Annotated in this window: 18 protein-coding genes; 5 read left to right on the top strand and 13 right to left on the bottom strand. The window is 72.4% G+C overall.

The window, feature by feature from the left end; translation table 11 throughout:
* The first annotated feature begins 77 nt into the window (after window positions 1-77).
* Window positions 78-1,256 carry a sensor histidine kinase gene (locus tag EEJ42_RS47215; RefSeq protein WP_123108311.1) on the top strand — a complete coding sequence of 393 codons (1,179 nt, stop codon included), beginning with the start codon at window positions 78-80 and terminating at the stop codon, window positions 1,254-1,256.
* Window positions 1,257-1,376: 120 nt separating this feature from the next.
* Entirely contained in the window at window positions 1,377-1,970 is a 594-nt protein-coding gene (locus EEJ42_RS47210) for a response regulator (protein WP_246097930.1), read from the top strand.
* Between the two features lie 15 nt (window positions 1,971-1,985).
* Here EEJ42_RS47210 and EEJ42_RS47205 read toward each other — a convergent pair whose 3' ends face one another.
* Together EEJ42_RS47205 and EEJ42_RS47200 are read right to left on the bottom strand one after the other, a co-directional pair.
* Complete coding sequence (locus EEJ42_RS47205; RefSeq protein ID WP_123108310.1) at window positions 1,986-2,801, bottom strand: SAM-dependent methyltransferase; 816 nt, start codon at window positions 2,799-2,801, stop codon at window positions 1,986-1,988.
* Window positions 2,802-2,847: 46 nt separating this feature from the next.
* Window positions 2,848-3,723, bottom strand: a complete 876-nt coding sequence (locus tag EEJ42_RS47200; RefSeq protein ID WP_123108309.1) for a helix-turn-helix domain-containing protein — start codon at window positions 3,721-3,723, stop codon at window positions 2,848-2,850.
* A 352-nt stretch (window positions 3,724-4,075) separates the two neighbouring features.
* Between EEJ42_RS47200 and EEJ42_RS47195 the strand changes: the two genes are divergently transcribed.
* A complete protein-coding gene (locus EEJ42_RS47195) occupies window positions 4,076-4,510 on the top strand; it encodes a hypothetical protein (protein ID WP_246097928.1) in 435 nt (144 codons plus the stop codon).
* Here the strand turns inward: EEJ42_RS47195 and EEJ42_RS47190 are convergent.
* From EEJ42_RS47190 to EEJ42_RS47150, 9 genes are all read right to left on the bottom strand, one after another.
* Window positions 4,500-5,876 carry an ABC transporter substrate-binding protein gene (locus tag EEJ42_RS47190; RefSeq protein WP_123108307.1) on the bottom strand — a complete coding sequence of 459 codons (1,377 nt, stop codon included), beginning with the start codon at window positions 5,874-5,876 and terminating at the stop codon, window positions 4,500-4,502. The genes EEJ42_RS47195 and EEJ42_RS47190 overlap by 11 nt on opposite strands.
* A gap of 83 nt (window positions 5,877-5,959) precedes the next feature.
* Window positions 5,960-7,237 (bottom strand): sugar ABC transporter permease, encoded by a 1,278-nt coding sequence (locus tag EEJ42_RS47185; protein ID WP_123108306.1) that lies wholly within the window; start codon window positions 7,235-7,237, stop codon window positions 5,960-5,962.
* Window positions 7,228-8,007, bottom strand: coding sequence for an ATP-binding cassette domain-containing protein (locus EEJ42_RS47180; RefSeq protein ID WP_184503612.1), 780 nt, complete (start codon window positions 8,005-8,007; stop codon window positions 7,228-7,230). Before EEJ42_RS47180 ends, EEJ42_RS47185 begins: the two co-directional genes overlap by 10 nt.
* A gap of 15 nt (window positions 8,008-8,022) precedes the next feature.
* A complete protein-coding gene (locus tag EEJ42_RS47175) occupies window positions 8,023-9,111 on the bottom strand; it encodes a sugar ABC transporter substrate-binding protein (protein ID WP_123108305.1) in 1,089 nt (362 codons plus the stop codon).
* Window position 9,112: 1 nt separating this feature from the next.
* Window positions 9,113-11,593 (bottom strand): SpoIIE family protein phosphatase, encoded by a 2,481-nt coding sequence (locus EEJ42_RS47170; protein WP_246097926.1) that lies wholly within the window; start codon window positions 11,591-11,593, stop codon window positions 9,113-9,115.
* 232 nt (window positions 11,594-11,825) lie between these two features.
* The gene (locus EEJ42_RS47165) at window positions 11,826-12,182 is read right to left on the bottom strand and encodes a hypothetical protein (protein WP_246097924.1); all 357 of its coding nucleotides are present in this window, start codon (window positions 12,180-12,182) and stop codon (window positions 11,826-11,828) included.
* 105 nt (window positions 12,183-12,287) lie between these two features.
* A complete protein-coding gene (locus tag EEJ42_RS47160; RefSeq protein WP_123108302.1) occupies window positions 12,288-13,151 on the bottom strand; it encodes an SAM-dependent methyltransferase in 864 nt (287 codons plus the stop codon).
* Window positions 13,152-13,299: 148 nt separating this feature from the next.
* Window positions 13,300-14,820, bottom strand: a complete 1,521-nt coding sequence (locus tag EEJ42_RS47155) for an alpha/beta hydrolase (RefSeq protein ID WP_148082241.1) — start codon at window positions 14,818-14,820, stop codon at window positions 13,300-13,302.
* A gap of 79 nt (window positions 14,821-14,899) precedes the next feature.
* Complete coding sequence (locus tag EEJ42_RS47150; RefSeq protein WP_148082240.1) at window positions 14,900-15,556, bottom strand: hypothetical protein; 657 nt, start codon at window positions 15,554-15,556, stop codon at window positions 14,900-14,902.
* A 115-nt stretch (window positions 15,557-15,671) separates the two neighbouring features.
* Here EEJ42_RS47150 and EEJ42_RS47145 point away from each other — a divergent pair, with 115 nt between their 5' ends.
* The gene (locus EEJ42_RS47145; protein ID WP_123108299.1) at window positions 15,672-16,277 is read left to right on the top strand and encodes a GOLPH3/VPS74 family protein; all 606 of its coding nucleotides are present in this window, start codon (window positions 15,672-15,674) and stop codon (window positions 16,275-16,277) included.
* Between the two features lie 13 nt (window positions 16,278-16,290).
* Here the strand turns inward: EEJ42_RS47145 and EEJ42_RS47140 are convergent, their stop codons facing one another.
* Together EEJ42_RS47140 and EEJ42_RS47135 are read right to left on the bottom strand one after the other, a co-directional pair.
* On the bottom strand, window positions 16,291-17,454 hold the full coding sequence (locus EEJ42_RS47140; protein WP_123108298.1) for a carboxylesterase/lipase family protein: 1,164 nt from the start codon (window positions 17,452-17,454) through the stop codon (window positions 16,291-16,293).
* Window positions 17,445-18,341: an MBL fold metallo-hydrolase gene (locus EEJ42_RS47135; protein ID WP_123108297.1), complete on the bottom strand. Its 897-nt coding sequence runs from the start codon at window positions 18,339-18,341 to the stop codon at window positions 17,445-17,447. The genes EEJ42_RS47140 and EEJ42_RS47135 overlap by 10 nt, the downstream gene beginning before the upstream one ends.
* A gap of 73 nt (window positions 18,342-18,414) precedes the next feature.
* On the opposite strand from EEJ42_RS47135, the gene EEJ42_RS47130 reads away from it, so the two are divergent.
* Window positions 18,415-19,645: AAA family ATPase (locus tag EEJ42_RS47130; protein WP_246097922.1), on the top strand; the 1,231-nt coding region annotated here is incomplete at its 3' end.

The following is a 19,645-nucleotide window of genomic DNA, read 5'->3' as shown; positions in this document are numbered from 1 at the left end:
CCCCGGTGTCGTACTTAAGTATGCGGTCGCCGCGCGGAGGCCCGTACGCCGCCCGGGCACGCGTACATTGCCGGGACATGCGCCGTATCCACCGCACCCGCCGGGACTGGGCCGCCGACCTGGGGCTGTTCCTCTTCGCCGCGTGCTTCGCCGTCGTCAGCTCGCCGTCCGTGCCGGTCCCGGACGACATGAGCCCCGCGTGGCGGGCCGCCGAACAGGCGGCCGGCGGGCTGGGGTGCGCGGCGCTGCTGCTGCGGCGGAGGTGGCCCGTAGGGCTGGCGGTGGTGCTGCTGCTGGCGGGCAGCCATCTGTCGCACTACATGACCGGCCCCGCGATGGTGGCGGTGTTCACGGTGGCCGCCACCCGGCCCTGGCGGGCCACGGCCTGGGTGGCGGCGCTGGCCTTCGCACCGCTCCCCGTCTTTCTGTCGCAGTTGCCGGAGCTGCCCGAGGACCGGGCGGGCTCCGCCGTGACGTACTTCGCGCTGATCGCCGGGACCATCGGCTGGGGGCTGTTCCGGCGGTCCCGTCAGCAGCTCATCGCCTCGCTGCGGGAACGCGCCGAACTGGCCGAGGCCGACGCGGAGTTGCGCGCCGAACGGGCCCGGCGGGAGGCGCGGGAGGAAATCGCCCGCGAGATGCACGACGCGCTCGGCCACCGGCTGACGCTGCTGAGCGTGCACGCCGGGGCACTGGAGTTCCACACGAGCGCGCCCCGGGCCGAGATCGCCCGGGCGGCCGCGGTGATCCGGGAGAGCGCCCGTCTGGCCCTGAGCGACCTGCGCGAGGTGATCGGGGTGTTGCGCGCCGGTCCCGAGGGGGAGCGGCCCCAGCCCCAACTGGCCGACCTGGACCGCCTGGTGGCCGAGGCGCGCGCGGCGGGCGGGCGGATCGAGCTGACCGGGCCGCCGGACGGCCCGGCGCCACCACCGGTGGCGGGACGCACCGCGTACCGCATCGTGCAGGAGTGCCTGACCAACGCGCGCAAACACGCGCCCGGCGCGACCGTCACGATACGGGTGGCCGGGACCCCGGAGGACCGGCTGACGGTCGAGGTCCACAACACCCCGCCACCCGGCCCCGCCCCGGACCCGCACGGCGGCGCGGGTGGCGGACAGGGGCTGGTGGGGCTCGCGGAACGGGCCCGGCTGGCGGGCGGCGAGCTGACCGCCGGACCCGACGGTGGCGGCTTCCGGGTGCGCGCCTGGCTACCCTGGCCCGCGGCGGACACCGTGGCCGCCGCCGGTCAGGGGTGAGGCACCACCGGTCCAGGTGAGGCGCCACCGGTCGAGGTGAGACAGAGGAAGGGGGGCGTGGTGGTGATCCGCGTCCTGCTCGTCGACGACGACGCGATCGTACGGGCCGGGCTGCGCCTGATGCTGGGCGGCGCCCCGGACCTCGAGATCGTGGCGGAGGCCGCCGACGGGGCCGAAGTGCCCGCGCTGGTCGACCGTCACGGGCCCGACCTGGTGCTGATGGACATCCGGATGCCGGGCGTCGACGGGCTGACCGCCACCCGGGCCCTGCGGGCCCGCCCCGTAGCCCCGGAGGTCCTGGTGCTGACCACCTTCCACACCGACGCCCATGTGCTGCGGGCGCTGCGCGCCGGAGCGGCCGGATTCCTCCTCAAGGACACCCCGCCGCAGGACATCGTCACCGCCATCCGGACCGTGGCCGCCGGGGACCCGGTGCTCTCACCCGCCGTCACCCGCCGCCTCATCGAGCAGGTGACGGGTGACGGCGGACAGGAGGCCCGGGCGGCCACCGCCCGGGCCCGGCTGGCGCTCCTGGGCGAGCGCGAGCGCGAGGTGGCCCGGGCGGTCGGACGCGGCCGCTCCAACGCGGAGATCGCACGCGAACTGCACCTCGCGCTGCCGACGGTGAAGGCCCATGTGTCGCGGATCCTCACCCGGCTCGACCTCAACAACCGCGTCCAGATCGCGCTGCTCGTCCACGACGCCGAGGGCTGAACCGGCTGAGCCCGGCTACGGCTTGCGGGCCACCGCCCCGTACATGGCGATGTCCTCGTCCTTGATGCCCTCGCCGCTCCTGGCGTCCGGATGCCACTTGTGCACCTGGGCGACACCGGGCGCGACCAGGTCGAGCCCGTCGAAGAACTGCGCGGCCTCGGCCTCGGTGCGCAGCCGCATGGGCATGTCCCGCGCCGCGTACTCGCGGGCCACGCGGCCCACTTCCTCCGGCGCGAAGTCGGCGGTGCCGACGGACATCGCCAGATAGCTGCCCGAGGGCAGCGGCTCCAGCAGGCGGTTGACGATGCCGTACGCGTCGTCCTCGTCGAGCACGAAGTGGACGATCGCGATCACCGTCAGGGCGACCGGTTTGCCGAGGTCGAGGGTGTCGCGCAGCTCCGGTGCGCTCAGGATCGCGGCGGGGTCGCGCATGTCCGCCTCGACGTACGTGGTCTTCCCCTCGGGCGTGCTGGACAGCAGGCCCTGGGACAGGGTGAGGACGATGGGGTCGTTGTCCACGTACACGACCCGGGAGTCCGGGGCGACCGCCTGGGCGATCTCATGCAGGTTGGGGGAGGTGGGGATGCCGGTTCCGATGTCGAGGAACTGCCGGATGCCCGCCTCCTCCGCCAGATAGCGCACGGCCCGGTTCATGAAGTCCCGGTTGGCCCGCATGTGGATCGGCAGCGCCGGCCACTCCCGGGCCATGGCGTCGCCCGCCTCCTTGTCGGCGGGGTAGTAGTCCTTGCCACCGATGATGTAGTCGTAGATCCGCGCCGAATGTGCGCTCTCGGTGTCAATCCGTTCGGCCGGCCATCCGTTGTCGCGCAACGCCCGCCCCTCCCATCAGATCGTCGGTCAACTGTCCAGGCCCACGTCACAGCTCCTTGCGGATCTCGCCGAGCAGGGCCTCGGTCTTCTGGGCGGGCGCCGACTGGGCGCTCACCCGGTCCAGCGCCTCGCGGTACACCACCACGTCGTCCGCCTTGTCCAGATAGACCGCCCCGATCAGCCCGCCCAGGTAGACGATGTCAGGCAACTCGGAGGCCCGGAACCGGAAGACATGGAACGCGCCAGCCGTCATCGCCGGATGCGGGCCGTTGCTGAACGGCATGATCTGGAGCGTCACGTGCGGCAGCGCGTTCACCGCGATGAGGTGGTCGATCTGGGCGCGCATCACGGCCGCGCCCCCGACCGGCCACCGCAGCACGGTCTCGTCCATCACGACCCACAGCCGGGGTGGGGACTCGCGGGACAGCAGCTCCTGGCGCCGCATGCGCAGGGCGATCCGGCGCTCGGTGGCCTCGGCGGGGACGTGCGGATTGCCCGCGCTCAGCAGGGCGCGGGCGTAGTCCTCGGTCTGGAGCAGGCCGTGGACGAACTGCGGCTCGTACGCACGGATCTGGAGCGCCGCCTGTTCCAGGCTCAGATACGCGGCGAACCAGTCCGGCATCACATCGCGGTAGACGTGCCACCAGCCGCGCTTGTTGGCCTCGCGGACCGACTTCAGAAAGGTGTCGATCTCGTGCTGGTCCGTGACGCCGTACGTCTGGAGCAGCTTCTCGACGTCCGCGAGCCGCAGCCGGGCCACCTTCGCGGCTTCCATCCTGCGGATCGTCGAGTGGCTGACGCCGATTGCCGCGCCCGCCTCGTCGTAGCTGAGGCCGGTCCGGGTCCGCAGCTCCTCCAGCTGCTTGCCGAGGATCATGCGGAGGACGGAGGGAGCGCCGCCCCATGCGGATTCCGCCGCCACTCCCTGCCTCCTCACGCTGCGTTCCACGGTCGCAGTCTGTCACGATCATCCGCTGCTGACGCACCTGCATCCAACGACTTGCAAATTTCAAGTTACCTCTTGCAACTCGTTCATAGCAGATGACACAGTGGACATGCCGTCACCGACTGTGTGACTCCGCGGCAGTTGGCCCGCGGTGCCGGGGGAAACGTCGGACGGGCCGGACTGATCCGCGGCCCGGCGACGGCGGAACGTTCGCGTGTGTACGTCGGTAGGCACCGGGCAGTGCAGGACCGGCGCTGCCCACAGTGCGCAGGCAGACGAAAGGCGACCGATCGTGGTTCCCCCCACCCTCCCCCTGCCTTCGGCTCACATGCCGCGGAAGAAGTCCCCGCATCCCGCGAGCGGCCCGCCGGGGCTGCCGCGTGGCGCGCGCCGTGGACGGCTGACGCTCCCCGCGGGGCTGTCCGCCGGGCTGGGCTACGACGCGGTCGGGATGTCCGCGGACCACGGGAAGCGGGTCATGGACCGGCTGCCCCGCGTCGGCTGTGTCTTCGCCTGCGATGAGCACTGGTGGTGGATCGTGCCCGCCGGATCGCACATCGGGCTGGTGTGGCCCGCCGTCACCAGCTATGCGGTCGGGGCGTACGTGGGACCGCCGAGCGGTCCGCGCACCGCCAGGGCGTCCCGCACCCCCCGCCTCATCCACCGGCCCGAGGGCGACTCCCCGTACACGCCGCCGATTCCGCTGTACTTCATGGCCTGCCACATCGCCGGTGTCATGCCGTGCTGGTCGGTCACCGAGTAGGGCCCCGGCCTCCGGTGCGGTAGTCCGCCACCGCGTCCTGGGCGAGCTTCTGGGAGATCTGGAGCGCCGTGCGCACCGACTGCTTTCCGGCGATGGCCGCGCTGATCTGAGCGGACACCTTGGTCCCGAGATCGGCGAACTGCGGGATGCCGACGAATGAGATGCCCTGGTAGGGGCGCGGGGCGACGCCCGGGTTCGTGGGATTGGCGGAGTTCTTCACCGCCGCGTACTCCTCCCGGTACCAGGCGGCCGCCGCGCGCTGGTAGTTGGGGTTGGAGTAGAGCGACTGCCGACTGCCCGCCGGGGCCTCGTTCCAGCCGAGCGTGTCGCCGATCTGCGCCTGGTACCGCTTGGAGGAGGCCCAGGAGATGAACTTCCAGGCGGCGTCCTTCTTCTTGGAGGCGTTCTCGATGCCCCAGGCCCAGGTCCACAGCCAGCCCGCCCTGCGGGTGAGTTCGTGCGGGGCGGGGGCGTAGCCGACCTTGCCCTTGACCGTGGAGCCGTCGGCCTCGATCGACGTGGCGAGCGAGCTGGCGTCGTACATCATGGCGCACTTGCCCTGGCTGAAGTCGGCGAGGATTTCGAGGACTCCGCTGCGCGCGGCGTTGGGCTCGCCGTACTTGCGCACCAGGTCGACATAGAACTGAATCGCCTTGGTGAACTCCGGCGAGGTGAGCTTGGCGTTCCACTGCATGTCGTACCAGGCGCCGCCGAAGGTGTTGACCACCGTGTTGATGGGGGCGAGGTTCTGGCCCCAGCCGGGCAGGCCGCGCAGGCAGATGCCGCTCGCGCCGTCGGTGCCGTCGATCTTCGCCGCCAGCGAGGCGACCTGCTTCCAGGTCGGATCGCGCGGCATGGTCAGCCCGGTCTTGCGGAAGAGGTCCTTGCGGTACATCAGGAAGGATCCCTCGCCGTAGAATGGCTCCGCGTAGATCTTGCCGTCGCGGCCGGTCACGGCCATGTTCAGGCTGGGGAAGATGTCCTTCTGGTCGAAGGCCCTGTCCGCCTTCGCATAGGAATCCAGCGGGGCGAGCCAGTGGTTCCTGGAGTAGATCGGCACCTCGTACGCGCTCACGCTCGCCACGTCGTACGTTCCGTCCTGCCGCGCGAACTCCCTGTTCATCCGCTCCCGCGCCTCGTTCTCCGGAAGCAGGGTGTAGTCGACGGTGATGCCGGTCCGTGAGGTGAAGTACTTCTTCGTGTACTGCTTCAGGGTCACCATCTGGGGATTTTTGGTGGCGAGCACGCGGATGCTCTCCTTCCCCTCGCCGGAAGATCGCACGCCGGTGCCCTGGCAGCCGGAGACCACCAGAGCCGCGGCGAGCGCGGCCGCGGTGGCCGCGCGGGTGAGGAGAAGACGTTTCATCGCACTCCGATGGTCATGGTGAGCGCATCGGATCCTTCCAGAACATCTGGCCAGATGTCCGGCTTGCCCAGGAATGGGAAGCCCTAGTGCAGCATAGCGTGACGCCAGGACCGTGACGAACGTCGGGTGGGGCCGCGCGCCCGCGTGGCTCGCCGGGTGAGCGAGTCCGCCGCCACGGCGGCCAGCAGCACTCCGCCGGTGACCATGAACTGCACGGCGTCCTGGATGCCCAGCAGCGCCATGCCCGAGGCGATCGACTGGATGACCAGCGCACCGAGCAGCGCCGACCAGGCCGAGCCGCGCCCGCCGAACATGCTGGTGCCGCCGATGACCGCCGCGGCCACCGCGTTGATCAGCAGCATGCCGGAGCCCGCCGCACGGGCCGTCGTGGGGCTCGCCGACGTCAGCCCCGAGGCCACGAACAGACCGCCGACCGCCGCCAGCGTCCCCGACACCATGAACATCGCGATCCGCACCCGCGCCACATCCACCCCGGCCCGGCGGGCCGCCTCGACCCCGCCGCCCACCGCGAACACCTTCCGCCCCGAGCGGGTGCGGCGCAGCAGCAGATCCGAGCCGATGACGACGGCCAGGAAGATCAGCAGGGCGAGCGGCACGCCCTGGAACCGGAGGAGCACATGGGCGGTGGCGAACGTGAGCACCGCCAGGACACCCGTGCGCACCCCGATCTCGGTCAGCGGCCGGTACGGCATCCCGGCGTCCCGGCGCCGCCGCCGTGACCGCCGCGCGGCCAGGAAGTACCCGGCCGTGCCGACCGCGGCCAGACCGTACGCGATGATGCCGCCACTGAAGTAGAGGCTGGTCAGCCCGGCCACCAGACCGCCCTCATCGATGTTGATCGTGCCGCTCGCGCCCAGCAGGTACAGGGTCAGCCCGTTCCAGGCCAGCAGCCCCGCGAGCGTCACCACGAACGCGGGCACCCCGACCCGGGCGAAGAAGAACCCGTGCACGGCGCCCACGGCCGTCCCCGCGACCACCGCCACGATGATGGCGAGCCACTCCGGCATGCCGAGGTACACGTTCAGCACGGCGAACGCGGCGCCCGCCAGCCCGCTGACCGAGCCCACCGACAGATCGATCTCGCCGATCAGCAGCACGAACACGATGCCCACCGCGACCAGGCCGGTGGCGGCGATGTCCACGCTGAGGTCGGACAGATTGCGCGGCGAGAGGAAGTTGGCGTTCAGGCCCTGGAAGACCAGCCAGATCACGACCAGACCGAGGATCACCAGCAGCGGACCGCGCTCACCGACCCGCAGCCCGCGCCGGGCCGCCTCGCCGCCGCGCAGCCGGTGCCGCACCGCGTCGGCGTACCCCCGGATGTTCTGTCCTACGGCCATGCCCCCTCCTCACCCGTCGTGCGGTGGGCCACGGCGTTGTCGGCGGCGCCGGTGATGGAGGAGATGATGCGCTCCTGGGTGGTGGTGGGCACCTCGAAGAGCCCGTTGTTACGGCCCAGCCGCAGCACCGCCACCCGGTCCGCCACGGCCTTGATGTCCCCCATGTTGTGGCTGATGAGGAGCACCCCGAGACCGCGGTCGCGCAGCTCCTCGATGAGGTCCAGGAGCTGGCTGGTCTGCTCGACGCCCAGGGCGGCGGTGGGCTCGTCGAGCAGCAGGACCTTGGGCGCGCCCAGCAGCGAACGGGAGATCGCGACGGCCTGCCGCTGGCCGCCGGACAGGATGGCCACCGGCGCCCGCACATCGGGGATGCGGATGGACAGCGTGTGCATCAGCTCGCGGGCGCGCCGCTCCATCTCCACCTCGTCGAGGATCCCGGCGTGGTGCACCTCGCGGCCGAGGAAGAGATTGCCGACGACGTCGAGGCTCTCGCACATCGCGAGGTCCTGGTAGACGGCCGCGATGCCCAGGGACTGCGCGTCATGCGGCCGCTTGATCTGGACGGTGTGGCCCTCCCACTCGATGACGCCCTGATCGGCGGGGCCCACCCCGGCGATCACCTTGACCAGGGTGGACTTGCCGGCGCCGTTGTCGCCCACCAGGGCGACCACCTCACCGGCCCGGATCTGGAGGTCGACGTCGACCAGCGCCTGGACGCCGCCGAAGCGCTTGGAGATGCCGCGCAGCGCCAGCAGGGGAGGGGCAGTCACGGAAAATCACCTCCGTCAGCGGGTGAGACCGGCCTTGTCACAGGCGGACCGGAGCTTGGGCGTGCAGATGTCCTCGACCGTGTACACACCGTCCTTGATCAGGGTCTTCCTGATGTTGGCGGCCGTCACGGCGACCGGGGTGAGCAGGGAGGCCGGGATGTTCTCGGTGGTGGCGTTGTCGACCGTCGTCCGGGCGATGTGGCGCAGGCTCTGGCCCCGCCCCAGGGCGACGGCCATGGCGGCGACGGCGTGCGCCTCGGCCTTGAAGGGCTTGTAGACGGTCATGTACTGGTCGCCGCTGACGATGCGCTGCACGGCGTCGAGGTCGGCGTCCTGGCCGGTGACCGGCGGCACCGGCCTGACCCGCGCGGACTTCAGCGCCGAGATGGCACCGGAGGCGACGCTGTCGTTGACCGCCAGGACTCCGCCGATCCGGTGCGGGCCCAGCGCCGTGATGGCGGCTCGCATGTTGTCGTACGCGTTGTCCGGCCGGTACTCGACCACGTCGTACGACTTGCCGATCCGCACCTTGTCTTTGAGGACGGACAGCGCGCCCTTCCTGAACCAGATGGCGTTGGGGCTGCTCGGATCGCCGTTCATCATGACGATCTGGCGGCCGTCCCCCTTGGCCCGCATGGCGTCCAGGAGCGCCCTGGCCTGGAGCCTGCCGACCTGTCCGCCGTTGAACGAGGCATAGCCCGAGATCGGGCCCTCGGCGAGCCGGTCGTAGGCGACGACCGGGATGCCCGCCTTGTGTGCCGCCTGCACCGAGGAACGCAGCGCCTTGGCGTCGACGGCGTCGAGGATCAGCGCCCCCACCCCTCGGGTGATCATGGAGTTCATCTGCCGCTGCTGGCTCGCCACGTCGTCCCCGGCGTTGGCGTGGTCCACGGTGCAGCCCGGGCACAGCTCCTTCACCCGCTTCTCGATCATCGGCCGGTCGGATTTCTCGTACCGGGTGACCTGCTGGCTCGGCAGCAGCAGGCCGACCGTGAAGCCGTTCCCGTCCTGCGCCCCGCCGTTGTTTCCGCAGCTCGCCAGGGACACGGCCAGCAGCCCCGCGGCCACGGCGGCGAGGGCGCTGTGCGTACGGGACATCCTCATGTCACGAACCCCCTTGCCGGACGCGGGGCCCGGGCTCGGTGTCGTCGGGGCCGGGCTCACGGCCGGGTACGACGATCTCGCTCCACACCTGCTTGCCTCCGCCGACCGGTACGGAGCCCCAGGACGCCGACATCGCCTCGACCAGCAGCAGACCCCGCCCACCGGTCGCCTCCCAGTCCGTGACCACCGGCTTGGCGGGCGCCCTGGGGGAGGAGTCGGTCACCGCGACGCGCAGCCGGTCCACGGCGTACGTGAGGTCGAGGCGGACCGTGCCGTGCGTGTGCATCAGCGCGTTGGTGACCAGCTCCGAGACGACCAGCAGCGTCACATCGCCCTGGTCCGCCAGGCCCCACGAGCGCAGCGTGCGCGCGGTGAAACGGCGGGCGTGCATCACCGCGTCCGGCAGCCGCCACACCAGCCAGCCCGCCCGGATGGGCCGGACCCGCATGCCGTCGTACCGCAGGAGCAGCAGCGCCACGTCGTCGTCCCGCCGGTCGGCCACCCCGAGCAGCGCGTCCGCCATCCGGCCGAGATCCGCGGGGGCGGTGGCCAGCGCGGCCCGCATCCGTCGCATGCCCTCGTCCAGGTGCAGCGCCGAGGACTCGACCAGGCCGTCCGTGAGCAGCGCGAGGACCGTGCCCGGGGCCAGCGGCTCCGCCGTCATGGGGAACTCCGCGTCCGCGACGATTCCCAGCGGCAGCCCGCCCTCGACCACCACCTCCTCGGTGGTGCCGTCCGGGCGGCGCACCAGCGGCGCCAGATGCCCGGCCCGGACGAACCAGGCGTTGCCCTCCTCCATGTCCAGCTCGACATAGGTGCAGGTGGCGAACAGATCCGTCTCCATGCCCACGAGCAGCCGGTTGGCGTGGGACACCACCACATCGGGCGGATGCCCCTCCACGGCGTACGCACGGACCGCCGTCCGCATCTGACCCATGATCGTCGCGGCGGCCGCGCTGTGTCCCTGCACATCGCCGATGACCAGCGCCACCCGGCTCTCGGAGAGCGCGATCACGTCGTACCAGTCGCCGCCCACCTGGAGTCCCCGCATCGCGGGCAGATAGCGGGCCACCGCCACCCCGCCGGGCAGCGGCGGCAGGCTGCGCGGCAGCAGGGAGCGCTGGAGCATCGTGGCCAGCTCCTGCTCGGCGTCGTAGGCGTGCGCCCGCATCAGGGTCTGGCCGACCAGCCCCGCGGTCGCCGTGAGCAGCGACCGCTCCTCGGGGCCGAACGGATGCGGAGCGTCCCAGCCGATCAGACACACCCCCGCCACCTGTCCGTGGGCCGGAAGCGGCAGCACGGCCAGCCCCCCGGGGCCGATGCCCGCGAGCCCCGGCTCCAGCTCCGCCCCCGCGGGCCACAGCCGCGGGCGGCCCTCGAGCAGGGCGGCCCGCAGGCTCGGCAGGGAGTGGATGGACACGTCGGGCCACTCGGAGTGCCATTCCGAACGCCACAGCTCCGGCCATGCGTCGGCCCGCGGCGGATCGAGCCCCACCATCACCAGCCGGTCCGCCTGTAGCTCGGCGAGTGCCACCCGGTCCGCTCCCAGCGGCTCGCCCAGGGCGGCGATCACCACCCGGCTCACGTCCCGGACCGTCATGGCGTCGTCCAGCGCCGTCGTCAGCCACTGCACCCTGGACACGTCGTCGGCGCGGGAGCGCAGCGCGGCGGCACTGGTGACCACGCCCACGACGCGTTCCGGGCGGCCCGCCGCATCGGTCCCCACCCGGCAGCTCAGCCGGAGCCAGCGCACCTCGCCGGTCGAACGGCGGATCCGGAACTCCAGCTCGCGGTCCCCGGCCACCTGCGCGGTGGGCTCGACGACCGACAGCAGCGCGGGCACATCCTCCGGCACGGTGCGCGCGAGCAGCGTGTCCACCCTGCCGTCGAAGTCGTCCGGGGCGATACCGACCAGGTCGAGCAGGGTCGCGTCCGCCTCGATCCGGCCGGTGCCGGGCAGCAGGACGAACGATCCGACGCGCAGACTCCGCAGCGCGGGACCCAGCAGCCTGGACGCCCCGGCGCCGTTCGCCGGGCGGGACGCACCGGCCGACCGGAGCCGGGTGGCGATGGCGTCGGCGTAGCGCAGCAGAAAGCCCCGCTGCTCCGCCTCGAAGCCGTCCGCGGCACTGCCCACGATGAGCAGACAGCCCACCCGGCTGCCCTCGCCCCCGAGCGGCAGCGCGCCCAGCGAGGCACCGGGCCACCGCCCCGCCGACCCGTCCTGCTGGTACGCGGCTACGCCCTCGGAGTCCAGCCACAGGGGGCGGCCGGTGCACAGGGCGTCGGCGGCGGGAGAGCGGTCGGACAGCGCATAGTGCTCCGGCAGCGCATGCGGAGCCGCGGTGGCCCCGGCCGCCCTCGCGGTCTCGACCAGCCGCAGGCCGTCGCTCCCCTCGCCCAGCACATAGACGGCCGCCAGCGAGACCCCGGCGAACGCCAGAACCCGCTCCCTCCCGGTGGGTTCCGGCGCCGGGGACATCGGACCGGCTCCATGGGGCATGTTCCCGTCTGCCTCCCCTCCGTGCCGCAGGTACGGGCAGGTGGAAGTCCCCGGAACACGGGCGGCGGGGGCAGGGGTGCCGCATCCGGCGAGGCCGGACCGCGCCGCCCAGGAGTGGCAGGGCACCCACCCACCAGAATGTCACAGCTCAGGGAAGCCGCAGGGCGGGCCGGGGCCGGGGTGCGTCGGCCGCGGGTCGACGACAGGCCGACTACAGCATGTCGACGATGCTGGGCGGGGCGAAGAGATGGCGGGCGCGGTGCTCCAGGGCGAGCACGGCCGGAAGGTTCCCGGAGGCGTCCGACACGCACCGCTCGCACGCCTCGTCGGCCTCGGGCAGCTCCGAGACATGGCGGGTGGCGATGTGCCGGGCCAGCCGGATCTGGGTCGACACGATGGAGTCGTGGGGATCGCAGTCGATCCCCGGCCCCAGCTCCTCCAGCGCGGCGTCCACCAGCTTGGGGGCCTGTTTCATCGCCCGGTACAGCTCGGTGCACTTGCCGCACCCCCACATCCAGGGCGGAGGCAGCGGCCACTCGTCGGCGGGGTCCACGTTCCTGGCGCTCATGCCGTCACAGTAGCGAACCGGGAAGGCACGCACAGTGACTTGGCGTAAATCCCCTCAAGAGAGGGGCAACGAGACAGGAACGCGGAACCGGCCGCCGGGCATGACCTAAGGCTTACGGGCGACGCCCGCCCAGAAGGACACCTCTTCGTCGGTCACATCGCCGGTCTCCACCCCCGGGTCCCCGGTGGCCAGCTCGGTGCGCCAGCGATGCGGCACCACCAGGCCGGGCTCGACCAGCTCCAGGCCGGTGAAGAACCGCTCCACCTCGTCCCGGGTGCGGATTTTCCCCTGGATGCCGCCGCTGTGGTAGATCTGCACGGTCCGCTGGGTGGCCTCGGGGTCGAAGTCCGGGGTGATGTGGCTGAGGATGAGATACGAACCGGGCGCGAGCGGTTCGACCAGCTTCCGCACGATCTCGTGCGGCTCCCAGTCGTCGGGCACGAAGTGCAGCAGCGCGCACAGGCTCAGGGCCACGGGCTGCGACAGGTCCAGCACCTCGGTGACGCCGGGGGAGGAGAGGATCGCGTCGGGCTCGGCGACATTCGCGTCGACGTACGCCGTGCGCCCCTCGGGATGGCTGCTGAGCAGCGTCTGCGCGTGGGCCAGCACGATCGGGTCGTTGTCGGCGTACACGATCCGGCTCTCCGGGGCCACCCCCTGGGCGACCTCGTGCAGATTGGGCCGGGTGGGAATGCCGGTGCCGATGTCGAGGAACTGGCGGATGCCCCGCTCGGCGGCGAGGAACCGGACCGCGCGCTGCATGAACGCGCGGTTGGTGCGCGCCGCGACCATCACCCCCGGCCAGAGCGTGAGCACCTTGGCGGCGGCCTGGCGGTCGGCGACGTAGTTGTCCTTGCCGCCCAGGAAGTAGTCGTACATCCGGGCGCTGTGCGGCCGTCCCTGGTTGAGCGGGGTGTTGGGGGGCTCCGGCCCACTCCCGGTCTGGGGTGCTACCCCTTGCGCGGTCATGGCGTTCTCCTCCGTTTCCGGGCGCGATCCGTGGCGATCGCGGCGCCTGTTTGCAAGGATCGTAGGCCGCCCGGCGCGGCCGGTTACCCGCGGGTCCGGATAACTGGGCGCAAGGGAGCGGTCGTTGACGGGGCGATCGGACACCAGGTCAGTCACTCGCCGGATCCTTCCGGCAGACGGTGTCCCGCGCGGGCAGCTTCCCGGTGCGCAGATAGTCGTTGACCTGCTCGTCCACACAGCGGTTCGGATACAGGCCGTACACCCCGTGCACCCGCGCCTCCAGGGTGATCAGACGGGAGCGCGGCATCCGCCGGTGCAGACCCTGCCCGTTGGCGTAGCTGGTGCGCGGATCGCCGGTGGCCTGGACGATCAGACCGGGCGCGGCGTTGCCGGTCCGCACCGGCGGCTCCACCGGCGCGTTCGGCCAGAACGCGCACGGGCTCACGCTGTTGAACAGCGGGCCGTACACCGGAGCCTCGGCCCGGCCGCGCTCGATGGTGCGCCGGTACCAGGACAGCTCGCGCGGCGCCGCCGCGTCTCCGCACAACAGGGCCAGCTGGAGCGAGTTCTGCACCTCCGTCTCGTCGTCCGGCGGGCCGAGCGCCGCGGCCAGCGCCTCGGTGGGCTCCACGGGGCGCCCGGCGGCCGCCTCGTGCAGCAGCCGGATGTTCTGCGCGGCCTCGGCGAACTTCCGGTCGTCGACCAGCAGCATGCTCAGCAGCTGCGGCACCTGCTGGCCGTCGGCCGCGTAGCGGCCCACCTCCAGGGGCGTGCGGGCGGCCTGCCGGGCGATCCGCTCCACGGTCGCGCGGACCTCCGCGGCGGTGGCCCCCAGGCCGTAGGTGCCGTTCCGGCGGGCCGCCCACGCCGCCCAGGCGTCCAGGAACTCCTCGTTGGCCGCGGTCGCGTCGCCCAGCGCCCCCACGAAGTAGCGCGCCGGGTCCATCGCGCTGTCCAGCAGCAGCCGGTCGGTGCGGCCCGGGAACATCTTCGCGTACACCGCGCCCAGGTAGGTGCCGTACGAGACGCCGAAGTACGACGTCCGCGGCTCACCCAGCACCGCGCGCAGCACATCCATGTCGCGGGCGGTGTTCCGGGTCGTGAAGTGGCGCAGATACGACACGTCCTTGCCGTACATCCGCTGACAGCTGCGTACCAAGCCGGCCTCGTAACGGGCCTGCGCCCGGAACCCCGCGGCGTCGTACCCGGCGGAGCGCAGCCAGTGCCCGGAGGTACCGCAGCGCAGCGGGCTGCTGCGGCCGACTCCGCGCGGATCCATGCCGATCAGGTCGTACCGGGCGGCCAGCTCCTTGCCCATGGCGGGCGCGTCGAGCAGCGGCATGTCGAGCGAAGTGCCGCCGGGGCCACCGGAGTTGTGCATCATCAGGCCGATGCGATGCGCGGTGTCGGTGGCCTTGATGCGGGAGAAGCCGAGGGTCAGGGTGCGCCCGCCCGGGTTCCGGTAGTCCAGCGGCACCCGGATCGTGGCACAGCGGGCCCCGGCCCGGTCCAGCTCCTGGTGGTGGCATGCCGTCCAGTGCGGACGCTGGGTGGTGAACGGGCGTAAGGGGTCGGCGGATGCGGTCTGCGGGGCGGCGAGTTGCCCTGTGACGGCGACTGCGGCGGCGAGCGCGCCGACGACGGCGGTGCGGACCATTCGTAAACGCATGGTGAGCAGGCTCCCGCTCACCGCATCCCGTTCACCATGGAGTGCGCACCCCGCAAAGACGGGGGAGAGCCGGATGGTGTCAGCGCACGCGCACGCGTCCGCCCGAGAAGTGGCCGACCGCTTGGTCGATCTCGCTCCCGCTGACCGGCCGGAGGGGAGTGTAGACGACCAGGTGGAGCCGCGATACGCCCTTCCAGGTCCGCCGCGTCGCGCGCCGGACCTCGGGCTGGTCCAGCCCGCTGGCCCCCGGGGTGGTGGTGGCGCCGGGGGCCAGCGCCACCCGCAGCGCGCTGATGCGGCCACGGGCCTTCACCTGGACGTGCGTGACCGCGGCCCAGGGGAGGAAGACGTCCTCGGGCGCCGCGTCGACGACACACCACAGGCCCTCGTCGGTCACCCGCATCGTGACCGGGGAGATCTCCTTGACCGCCCAGGTCTGCTTGAGCCGCCGTAGCACGGCGAATTGGCGTTTGGAGTCGCGCAGGTAGATCGGCACCAGCAACAGGAAGATCACCAGGGGCATCAGCGCGAGAACGCTGTCCTGGTTGATTCCGTCATTGATGCGGAGGGTGAAGTAGAAACCGCCGCCCACGACCACGAGCATGAACACGGAGCCGACCGCCGCGCCCCACGCGGACCACGGCATGGTGCGCAGCAACGAGGCCCGTACGCGGGCCACCGTCCCCGGGTCGGTCTTGACGACGTACTCCTGGCCCACCCCGTGTTCCATGTGCATGACCACAGTCTCGATCACTCGGACGCGGAAAGCCAAGTCCCGACCTGGAAGGATGCGTCCGTACGGACCCGGGAGGACACTGGTCGTAACGGTCACCGTGACAGGGAGCCCTTTCATGACCACACCGCGGGACCTGTTGATCGTCACCATGGACGCGGAGCCCAGCCGCCTGGTGGAGCGGGGCGATCTGTCGCTCGCGCTCGCCGGAGCCGAGTTGATCGACCTCGTGGGTGCCCAGGAAGCCGGGCTGGACGGCGAGCGCATCGTGCCGGGTCCCGCGGGCGCGCCCGCCGACCCGCTGCTGCGCCAGGCCGCCGCGGCGCTCGTCCGGGAGGCCCCGTACGAGTCCGTCGGCGACTGGCTGTGGCGCAGGGGCCGCGGGCTGTCCGCGGCCTACCTGTCCGCGCTGGAGGCGGACGGGCAGCTCGTCCGGCAGCGCAGCCGCCGCTGGAAGGTGTTCTGGACCCGCGAACTGGCCCTGGTCGACACCGACGCCCGCCACCGGGCGGCGAACCGCCGGAGGTCGGACGAACCCGTCCTCGCCGCCCTGATGCGGGCCATCGGCATCCGCGATCGGGGCAGCGAGGGAGTGTCCGACGACGCGGTGGCGCGTGTGCTCGCCGCCCTCGACGACGCGCTCGCGGAGCTGGCGGCCGAACGGCAGCGGCGGAACCGGCGGCGCGACGAGGCCGCCGTGGACAACGTCCGCCGCGGCTACTGAGCCACCCGGGCTGCTAACCGAACCGGTGCGTCCCCGACCAGCCGGGATCCCCGGTGGTGGCGAAGCGCACCCAGGCGCCGTGCATCTCCGCGGCGAGCGACGGCGGGATGTCCGGCCCGAGCAGCCCGCCCGGCGTACGGAGGGCGGGCAGATCGGTGGTGTCGAACACGAACGGGAGTTCCGCGGTGTGGCAGGCGCCGAACGGGCCGTCCCGCCAGTCGAAGTCGTACGTAAAAGCCTTGCCGTGCAGGGACACCAGCCGCTGACTGCCGCCCCGGAACATCGCGTCGATGGCCGTGCTGTACTGCGGCTGCTGGTAGAGCCGCGATTCCTGGGTGTTCGTGCCCACCAGCAGGTCCACCGGGTGCGCCTCGGGTACGTCGTCGAGCACCACCCCGAACGGGGTCAGCCGTGCCCCGGGGTCGGGCAGTTCGCCCACCGCGGCCACCAACTGTTCGTCGGGGATCTCGGCGAACCCCGCCACCGTCGCCGGAACGCTCAACCGGTCGGCCAGCGCCCGGGTCGTCTCGGCCGCCTGCTCGCCGGTCAGTGTGTGCAGTCCGCCGCTCTGGCTGATGGCGCGCCGGAACAGCCCGGACGCCTCGGGCGTCACCAGCAGCGCGCTGACGATCATCCCGCCCGCCGACTGCCCGAACACCGTGACCCGCTCCGGATCGCCGCCGAACTCCGCGATGTGCGTGCGCACCCATCGCAGCGCGGCGATCACATCCAGCAGCCCGCGGTTGCGCGGTGCGTCCGGCAGATCGAGCCAGCCGGGCGCGCCGAGCCGGTAGTTGAGCGTGACCAGGACGACGCCGTCGCGGGCGAAGGACGTTCCGTCGAACACCGGCGCCTGGCCGGTGCCGCTCAGGAAGCCGCCGCCATGCACGAAGACCATGACCGGTGCGTTGCCGTTCGTCCGTCCCTCGGTCCGCTCCTCGGGAGCCCAGATGTTGACCGTCAGATAGTCGTCGCCGCGCACCCAGCCCGGACCCATGATCGGGCTCAGATCCAGCGGGAACCGCCGCGCCGGGGCCGGGGCGGTCGGCCCCGGGCCGTCGAGCGCGCGTACGCCGTCCACCGGCGTCGGCGCCTCTACCGGCGTCGGCGCCGCGAACCGCGCGGCACCGGTCGGGGCGGCCGCGTACGGGATGTTGCGGAAGACCCTCACCGCCATGCCGCCCACTCCTTCACCGCGAAACGGTCGCCGTCGCGCCGCACTTCGGCCGCGCCCGCGCCGGGGAAGTGCGCGGGGAACAGCAGAGCGCCCTCGTCGGCCGCCGACTCCAGCACCCGGCGCCGGGCGATCCGGGCCCGGTCCTCGTCCTCGTCGAAGCAGGGGCTGTCATGCGGCTCGGCGAACTGGAGCGGGCTGTGCAGCAGGTCGCCCGCGAACAGCGCCCGGTCCGTGCCCGACCGCAGCCGTACGACGGTGGAGCCGGGCGTGTGGCCGGGGGCGGGTTCGAGGCGCAGCTGGGCATCGATGTCGTAGTGGTCGCCCTCCCACAGCACGGTCTGCCCCGCCCGGTGGACCGGGGCCACGCTGTCCTCGAAGACGTTCGCCATCTTCGGACCCGAGCGGGTCCGGTGGCCGTTCTCCGGGTTCCAGTAGTCGAAGTCGGCGCGGGAGATCACGTACTGCGCGTTCGGGAAGGTCGGCCGCCACTCGCCGTCGACCAGCGTGGTGTTCCAGCCGACGTGGTCGCCGTGCACATGCGTGCAGATCACCGTGTCGACGTCCTCCGGCCGGACCCCCGCCGCGGCCAGCTCGCCGAGGTATTCGGTGTCCAGGTGATGGAAGAACGGCATGTGCGGCCGCTCGCGGCCGTTGCCGATGCCGGTGTCGATGAGGATGGTCCGGCCCTCGCTGCGCAGCACCCAGGTCTGGATCATCGTGCGCACCTCGTCGGCGGCCAGGTCCACGAAGTCGGGGGCCAGCCAGCTCTCGTGCGCGCGCCAGTGCTCCATGGGCACATCGGGAAAGATGATGTCGCGGGGGAGGCCCGTCGGGGGCAGCTCGACCACGCGGCTGATGTCGACGTTGCCCAGTGTCATGGTGTCCATGCGTCCAGCCTGCTCCCGGGCCCCGGGCCGGCGGTATCCGTCACATGACTGCACCGGCGGATACAGTCGGGTGATGACCATCGTCGGGAGGGAGCGCGAGAGCGCGGCCGTGCTCGGTGTGACCAGCGGCGTGCTGATCGTGACGGGAGAACCGGGCGCGGGCAAGAGCACCCTGCTCGCGCTGGCGGCGGACCGGCACCAGGGCCGGGTGCTGCGGATGACGGGCAGCGAGAGCGAGGCGAACCTGCCGTTCGCCGGGCTGCACCAGCTGCTGCGGCCGATCCTCGACGACGCCGCCCGGCTGCCCGCCCGCCAGCGGTCGGCCCTGCTCGGCGCGATCGGGGCGATCGGCGCCGAGGACACCGGCCCACCCGATCGACTCCTCCTCGGCGTCGCGCTGCTCGCCCTGCTGTCCGATCTCGCCCAGCGGTCGCCCCTGCTCGTGCTGGTGGACGATCTGCACTGGATCGACACCGGTTCGCTGGAGGCGCTGGCCTTCGCCGCGCGGCGCATCGACGGCGAACCCCTCGCCGTCCTCGCGGGCGCCCGGGACACGACGGGCGCGGCGGCCCCGGCGGCGTTCTCCGGATTTCCCACGCTCGCGCTGGGCCCGCTGGACGCCTCCGCCGCCGTCCAGCTGCTGGACCGGCAGCCGTATCCGCCCACCGGCGGCCGCCGGATGCGCGTCCTCGACCAGGCCGCCGGAAATCCGCTGGCCCTGGTCGAACTGGCCCGCGCGTACGGGACGGACGGCGCGTACCCCGCAGGCGACTCCACCGCCGAAGACCTCCTGCCGCCCACCGACCGCCTGATGCGGCTCTACGCCGCCGACCTCGACGCCCTCCCCGAGGCCACCCGCCGCGCCCTGCTCCTGGTCGCCGCCGACGAACGGGCCGTGGCGGGCCGGATCGAGGCGCTGGCCCCGGCCGAGGCCGCCGGACTGCTCCGCATCACCGGCGGCGGCGAGGCCCGGCGGGCACGCTTCCGGCATCCGCTGATCCGGTCCGCGATCTACCACTCCGTACCGCTGGCCGCCCGGCGCCAAGCGCACCGCGACCTCGCCGCGTCGCTCACCGGGGAACCCGACCGCCGCGCCTGGCACCTGGCCGCCGCCGCGGAGGGCCCGGACGAGGAGATCGCCGCCGCGCTGGAGGAGTCCGCGAGCCGGGCCCGGACCCGCGGCGGGTACACCGCCGCCGTCACCGCGCTGGAGCGCGCCGCCGAGCTGAGCCCCGCACCCCACGACCGCGCCCGCCGCCTGGTGGCGGCCGCCCGCGAGGCCGTCGCCACCGGTCAGCCGCACT

Origin of the sequence: Streptomyces botrytidirepellens (assembly GCF_003721215.1) — a bacterium.
In the GTDB taxonomy this organism is placed as follows: Bacteria; Actinomycetota; Actinomycetes; order Streptomycetales; family Streptomycetaceae; genus Streptomyces; species Streptomyces himastatinicus.
Note: the sequence above shows the minus strand (reverse complement) of the source record. Positions and strands in the feature narration are given on the sequence as shown.

Bases quoted from the DNA above. Each gene is read 5' to 3' on its own strand.
- EEJ42_RS47215 (WP_123108311.1), top strand. From the start codon at position 78: ATGCGCCGTATCCACCGCACCCGCCGGGACTGGGCCGCCGACCTGGGG.
- EEJ42_RS47210 (WP_246097930.1), top strand. From the start codon at position 1,377: ATGCTGGGCGGCGCCCCGGACCTCGAGATCGTGGCGGAGGCCGCCGAC.
- EEJ42_RS47195 (WP_246097928.1), top strand. From the start codon at position 4,076: ATGCCGCGGAAGAAGTCCCCGCATCCCGCGAGCGGCCCGCCGGGGCTG.
- EEJ42_RS47190 (WP_123108307.1), bottom strand. From the start codon at position 5,876: ATGAAACGTCTTCTCCTCACCCGCGCGGCCACCGCGGCCGCGCTCGCC.
- EEJ42_RS47185 (WP_123108306.1), bottom strand. From the start codon at position 7,237: ATGGCCGTAGGACAGAACATCCGGGGGTACGCCGACGCGGTGCGGCAC.
- EEJ42_RS47175 (WP_123108305.1), bottom strand. From the start codon at position 9,111: ATGAGGATGTCCCGTACGCACAGCGCCCTCGCCGCCGTGGCCGCGGGG.
- EEJ42_RS47170 (WP_246097926.1), bottom strand. From the start codon at position 11,593: ATGTCCCCGGCGCCGGAACCCACCGGGAGGGAGCGGGTTCTGGCGTTC.
- EEJ42_RS47165 (WP_246097924.1), bottom strand. From the start codon at position 12,182: ATGAGCGCCAGGAACGTGGACCCCGCCGACGAGTGGCCGCTGCCTCCG.
- EEJ42_RS47160 (WP_123108302.1), bottom strand. From the start codon at position 13,151: ATGACCGCGCAAGGGGTAGCACCCCAGACCGGGAGTGGGCCGGAGCCC.
- EEJ42_RS47155 (WP_148082241.1), bottom strand. From the start codon at position 14,820: ATGCGTTTACGAATGGTCCGCACCGCCGTCGTCGGCGCGCTCGCCGCC.
- EEJ42_RS47150 (WP_148082240.1), bottom strand. From the start codon at position 15,556: ATGCACATGGAACACGGGGTGGGCCAGGAGTACGTCGTCAAGACCGAC.
- EEJ42_RS47145 (WP_123108299.1), top strand. From the start codon at position 15,672: ATGACCACACCGCGGGACCTGTTGATCGTCACCATGGACGCGGAGCCC.
- EEJ42_RS47140 (WP_123108298.1), bottom strand. From the start codon at position 17,454: ATGGCGGTGAGGGTCTTCCGCAACATCCCGTACGCGGCCGCCCCGACC.
- EEJ42_RS47135 (WP_123108297.1), bottom strand. From the start codon at position 18,341: ATGGACACCATGACACTGGGCAACGTCGACATCAGCCGCGTGGTCGAG.